The organism is uncultured Friedmanniella sp. (genome assembly GCF_964244005.1).
GTDB lineage: Bacteria > Actinomycetota > Actinomycetes > Propionibacteriales > Propionibacteriaceae > Microlunatus.
In genome coordinates, this window is sequence record NZ_CAXTHG010000049.1 from 10,442 (window position 1) to 14,823 (window position 4,382).

At 68.7% G+C, this 4,382-nt stretch carries 5 protein-coding genes and 1 tRNA gene; all 6 read left to right on the forward strand.

What is annotated here, in order from left to right:
- The first annotated feature begins 182 nt into the window (after positions 1–182).
- The 6 genes from ACFE76_RS19975 to ACFE76_RS20000 all read left to right on the forward strand — a co-directional run bounded on the left by ACFE76_RS19975 (position 183) and on the right by ACFE76_RS20000 (position 4,137).
- Positions 183–255, forward strand: a tRNA-Trp gene (locus tag ACFE76_RS19975).
- 31 nt (positions 256–286) lie between these two features.
- Positions 287–844, forward strand: coding sequence for a preprotein translocase subunit SecE (gene secE, locus ACFE76_RS19980; protein WP_375433539.1), 558 nt, complete (start codon positions 287–289; stop codon positions 842–844).
- Entirely contained in the window at positions 844–1,758 is a 915-nt protein-coding gene (nusG, locus tag ACFE76_RS19985; RefSeq protein ID WP_375433540.1) for a transcription termination/antitermination protein NusG, read from the forward strand. Before secE ends, nusG begins: the two co-directional genes overlap by 1 nt.
- 115 nt (positions 1,759–1,873) lie before the next feature.
- A complete protein-coding gene (rplK, locus tag ACFE76_RS19990) occupies positions 1,874–2,305 on the forward strand; it encodes a 50S ribosomal protein L11 (RefSeq protein WP_375433541.1) in 432 nt (143 codons plus the stop codon).
- Between the two features lie 224 nt (positions 2,306–2,529).
- A complete protein-coding gene (gene rplA, locus ACFE76_RS19995) occupies positions 2,530–3,231 on the forward strand; it encodes a 50S ribosomal protein L1 (RefSeq protein WP_375433542.1) in 702 nt (233 codons plus the stop codon).
- A gap of 93 nt (positions 3,232–3,324) precedes the next feature.
- Positions 3,325–4,137: a hypothetical protein gene (locus ACFE76_RS20000; protein WP_375433543.1), complete on the forward strand. Its 813-nt coding sequence runs from the start codon at positions 3,325–3,327 to the stop codon at positions 4,135–4,137.
- Positions 4,138–4,382: the final 245 nt, after the last annotated feature.

Genomic DNA, 4,382 nt, shown 5'->3' on the forward strand with positions numbered 1-4,382 from the left:
GACCTGCTCGTCCACTCCGAGACCGCGGGTACGGGTCCCGGTAGCCTCAGCGGCGCAGCTCGGATGCTCAAGCCTCCGGTTCGACTCGGACCCGGGACGTCGATATACTCGGCCCCTTGGTGAGGATCACCAGTGTCTTCGTGCGCCCTCAGTGCGACCGAGCCGCCGGTGGGAGGCGCCGAAGGGCAATAGCTCAATTGGCAGAGCATCGGTCTCCAAAACCGAAGGTTGTGGGTTCAAGTCCCTCTTGCCCTGCGGACTCGTCAAGCAAGGAAAGGTCTCAGGAGTGGCGGACAAGGAAGATGAGGGTACGGCTGAGGAGCCGACCCTCGCCGACGGCTCGACCTCTGCGGGCGCTCACGCTCTTGGTCACCCGGACGCGCCCCGTGATGACGAGGTGGCCGAGCCCAGTGGCACCGATCTTGCCGCCTCGGGCTACGACACCGCCGGCCGCGAGGACGTCGCCGACCTGGAGGGACCCGCCGCCGAGGCCGAGCTCGCCAGTGACTTCGACGAGGACGAGACCAGCGAGACCAAGACGTTGGAGCCGGTCGGCGCGGGAGCGGTCGGTTCGACCGTCGACCGCAGCCGTGAGCGGCGTCCGGCCCCCAAGGCCAAGAACACCCCCACCCCGTCCCGCGACCGGCCGGCCAAGCCGACCCGTACGGGACCCGTCACGTTCGTCCGCGAGTCGGTCGGCGAGCTGCGCAAGGTCGTCTACCCGACCGGTCAGCAGCTGCTCAACTACTTCGTGGTCGTGCTGGTCTTCGTGCTGTTCGTGATCGCCTACGTCAGCCTGCTCGACCTGGGCATGGGCTGGGCGATCTTCCGGGCCTTCAGCTGATGACCCCCAACCCCACCAGTAACGGAGAGTTTCACGTGTCAGACACCGAGTCAGCCGAAGAGCCGCGCTCGGCCGCGGACCCGCTGGCGGGTTCGACCGCGCGCGGTAGTGAGGACGACTTCGACGTCGACCTCGGGACGTACACCCCCAGCGACCGCGACGACGACTCCGGCATCGACCTCAACTTCGCCGGCTCCAGCACCCCCCAGGTGGCCGGCACCGACGACGACATCGACCTGAACTTCGGCCAGCCCGACCCCGAGCCGGAGCCCGCCGAAGAGGACGAGGACGACTCCGAGTCCGACGTCGGCCGGGACGCGCTCGAGGCCTTCCGGACCGAGCTGCACGCCAAGCTCGGCGACTGGTACGTGGTGCACACCTACTCCGGGATGGAGAACCGGGTGCTGCAGAACCTCGAGAACCGGGTGTCCTCGCTCAACATGGAGGACTTCATCTACGAGATCGTCGTGCCGACCGAAGAGGTCACCGAGATCCGCAACGGCCAGCGCAAGCAGATCAAGCGGACCGTGCTGCCCGGCTACGTGCTGGTCCGGATGGACCTCACCGACGAGTCCTGGTCGACCGTGCGACACACGCCCTCGGTCACCGGCTTCGTCGGCCACTCGAACTCGCCGGTGCCGTTGAGCCACGACGAGGTCGAGAAGATGCTCGCTCCGGCGGTCGTCGCCGCGGCGACGGCAGGGACGGACTCGCCCAGCCGGCGCAAGAAGAAGATCGAGGTGGCCGACTTCGAGGTCGGTGACTCCGTGATGGTGGTCGACGGCCCGTTCGCCGGGGTGCACGCCACCATCACCGAGATCAACGTCAACAACCAGCGACTCAAGGCGCTGGTCGAGATCCTGGGCCGCGAGACCCCGGTCGACCTGACCTTCCCGCAGATCCAGAAGGTATGAGCTCCAGAAGGTCAGACCACCGGGCCTAGGCCCACCACCACCGCCGGGACATCCCGTCCCGGCACGTCATCGCGGCGGGCGACCACGTCCACCGCACACCACGAAGGACCGAGAAATGCCTCCCAAGAAGAAGGTCGCCGCCCTCGTCAAGATCGCCTTGAACGCGGGCGCGGCCACGCCAGCACCGCCGGTGGGTACCGCCCTCGGCCCGCACGGCGTGAACATCATGGAGTTCTGCAAGGCCTACAACGCCGCGACCGAGCCGCAGCGCGGCAACGTCATCCCCGTCGAGATCACCATCTTCGAGGACCGCAGCTTCACGTTCGTCACCAAGACCCCGCCCGCCGCGGAGATGATCAAGAAGGCTGCCGGCGTCACCAAGGGCTCCGGCGTCCCGCAGACCACCAAGGTCGGCAAGATCACCCGCGACCAGGTCCGTGAGATCGCCACCACCAAGCTCCCGGACCTGAACGCCAACGACGTCGACGCCGCGATGAAGATCATCGAAGGCACCGCACGCAGCATGGGCGTCACGGTGTCTAACTGACCTCGCTCCGCTCGGTCGCGGAGATCGCTCTGGCCCGCTCGCGACGTCGCATCTGGTGAAACGAAAGGCGTGTTTCACCAGATGCTCCTTTCGAGAGCGGCGCGATCTCCGGTCGTGGCTGAGTAGCGTTGGTTGAGCTTGTCGCAGGACCACAACTCAATACCCATTGAATCCTGGGAGGGCCCGCGCGGTCCGGACCAGAACTGGTGAAAGGAAACCAGAACATGAAGCGCAGCAAGACCTACACCGCCGTCGCCGAGAAGATCGACGACGCCAAGCTCTATGTGCCGGCCGAGGCGATGGAGTTCGCCAAGGCCAACACCAAGGCCAAGTTCGACGAGACGGTCGACGTCTCGATGCGGCTGGGGATCGACCCCCGCAAGGCCGACCAGATGGTCCGCGGCACGGTGAACCTGCCCAACGGCACCGGCAAGACCGCACGCGTCCTCGTCTTCGCCACCGGTGACCGGGCGGCCGCCGCCGAGGCGGCCGGAGCCGACGAGGTCGGGTCCGACGAGCTGATCGAGAAGGTGGCCGGCGGCTACCTCGACTTCGACGCCGTCGTGGCTACCCCGGACCTGATGGGCAAGGTCGGCCGGCTGGGCCGGGTGCTCGGCCCGCGCGGCCTGATGCCCAACCCGAAGACCGGTACGGTCACCATCGACGTGGCCAAGGCCGTCACCGAGATCAAGGGCGGCAAGATCGAGTTTCGGGCCGACCGGCACGCGAACCTGCACTTCATCATCGGCAAGGCCTCCTTCAGCACCGCGCAGCTCGAGGAGAACTACTTCGCGGCGCTGGACGAGGTCCTCCGGCTCAAGCCGAGTGCCTCCAAGGGTCGCTACCTGCGTAAGGTCACGCTCTCGACCACGATGGGCCCGGGCCTGCCGCTCGACCCCAGCCGGACCAAGCCGGACGCGGAGTGACCTTCCTCCTCAGCTCCCGCTGATGACGACGACGATCGGGCCGCGCACCTCGTGCGCGGCCCGTTCGTGTCGCTACCCTCCCACCCACAACTGATGGTCGCCCTCAGCTGGGTCGCCGCCGTGCTGGCCTGTCTTGGCTACGGCGTCGCGTCGGTCCTGCAGTCGGTGGGCGCCCGGCGGACCGCGCAGGCCGTCGGCGTCGGCGGGCTCGCGGCGATCCTGGTCCAGCTGCCCTACCTAGCCGGTCTGGGCGCCGATGCCGTCGCCTTCGTGGCCAACGTCGTCGCGCTGCGCGAGCTGCCGCTGTTCGTGGTCCAGTCCATCGTCACCGGCAGCGTCGGGGTGACGGCCGTCGTGGCGAGCCTCCGGGGTGAGCGGCTGCGCCGCCGGGACTGGACCGCCCTCGCGGTCCTCGGCGCCGGACTGGTGCTCCTCTGCCTGACGGCGAACGCGGAGCGGGCCGTACGCCTGCCGACGCAGGCGCAGTGGGTCATCTTGCTCGGCGGCGTGGTCCCGCTCGTGGTCGGAGCAGTCGGCTCCCGCCTGAGGTCTGCGGCAGCAGCTCCCGTCCTGGCCGCGGCAGCCGGCCTTGCGTGGACCGGGGTGGCCGTCGCCTCGCGCGGCCTCAGCGGCGAGTCCTGGGACTGGAGCCTGATCGGCTCGCCGCTGCTCTGGGCGGTCGTGCTGCAAGGCGTCCTCGGGACGGCCTGCTTCGCCCTCGCGCTGCAGCGGGGGTCGGTCACCATGGTCACCGCGGTCACGTTCGTGAGCGAGATGGTCGTGCCCTCGCTGCTCGGCCTGTGGCTGCTCGGGGACGCCGTCCGCCCCGCAGACGTGCCCTGGGCGGTGCTCGGCTTCGTCCTCGCCCTCAGCGGCACGGTGGCCCTCGTCCGGTTCGCGAAGTAGGAGCGGTGCTGACGGCCACCGAGCCGGCCCGGGTGGCGACCCGCCAGGGACGCTGACCGGGGCGGTGGCCGGCCCGGGCGGCGCCGCCGGGTCCTGTTTGGGATGGGCGGCGCGGGCAGCCGGCCGTTGGCCTGACGGGCTGAGCCCCTGAAAAGCGACCCCGAGACCAGCCAATGTGGCCGATTCGCCGTCTCAGATTCAAGGAATTGGTGCAACACCTGACTGAGAGGTGTTGATCATGAGTG

Bases quoted from the DNA above. Each gene is read 5' to 3' on its own strand.
- nusG (WP_375433540.1), top strand. From the start codon at position 844: ATGACCCCCAACCCCACCAGTAACGGAGAGTTTCACGTGTCAGACACC.
- rplK (WP_375433541.1), top strand. From the start codon at position 1,874: ATGCCTCCCAAGAAGAAGGTCGCCGCCCTCGTCAAGATCGCCTTGAAC.
- rplA (WP_375433542.1), top strand. From the start codon at position 2,530: ATGAAGCGCAGCAAGACCTACACCGCCGTCGCCGAGAAGATCGACGAC.
- ACFE76_RS20000 (WP_375433543.1), top strand. From the start codon at position 3,325: ATGGTCGCCCTCAGCTGGGTCGCCGCCGTGCTGGCCTGTCTTGGCTAC.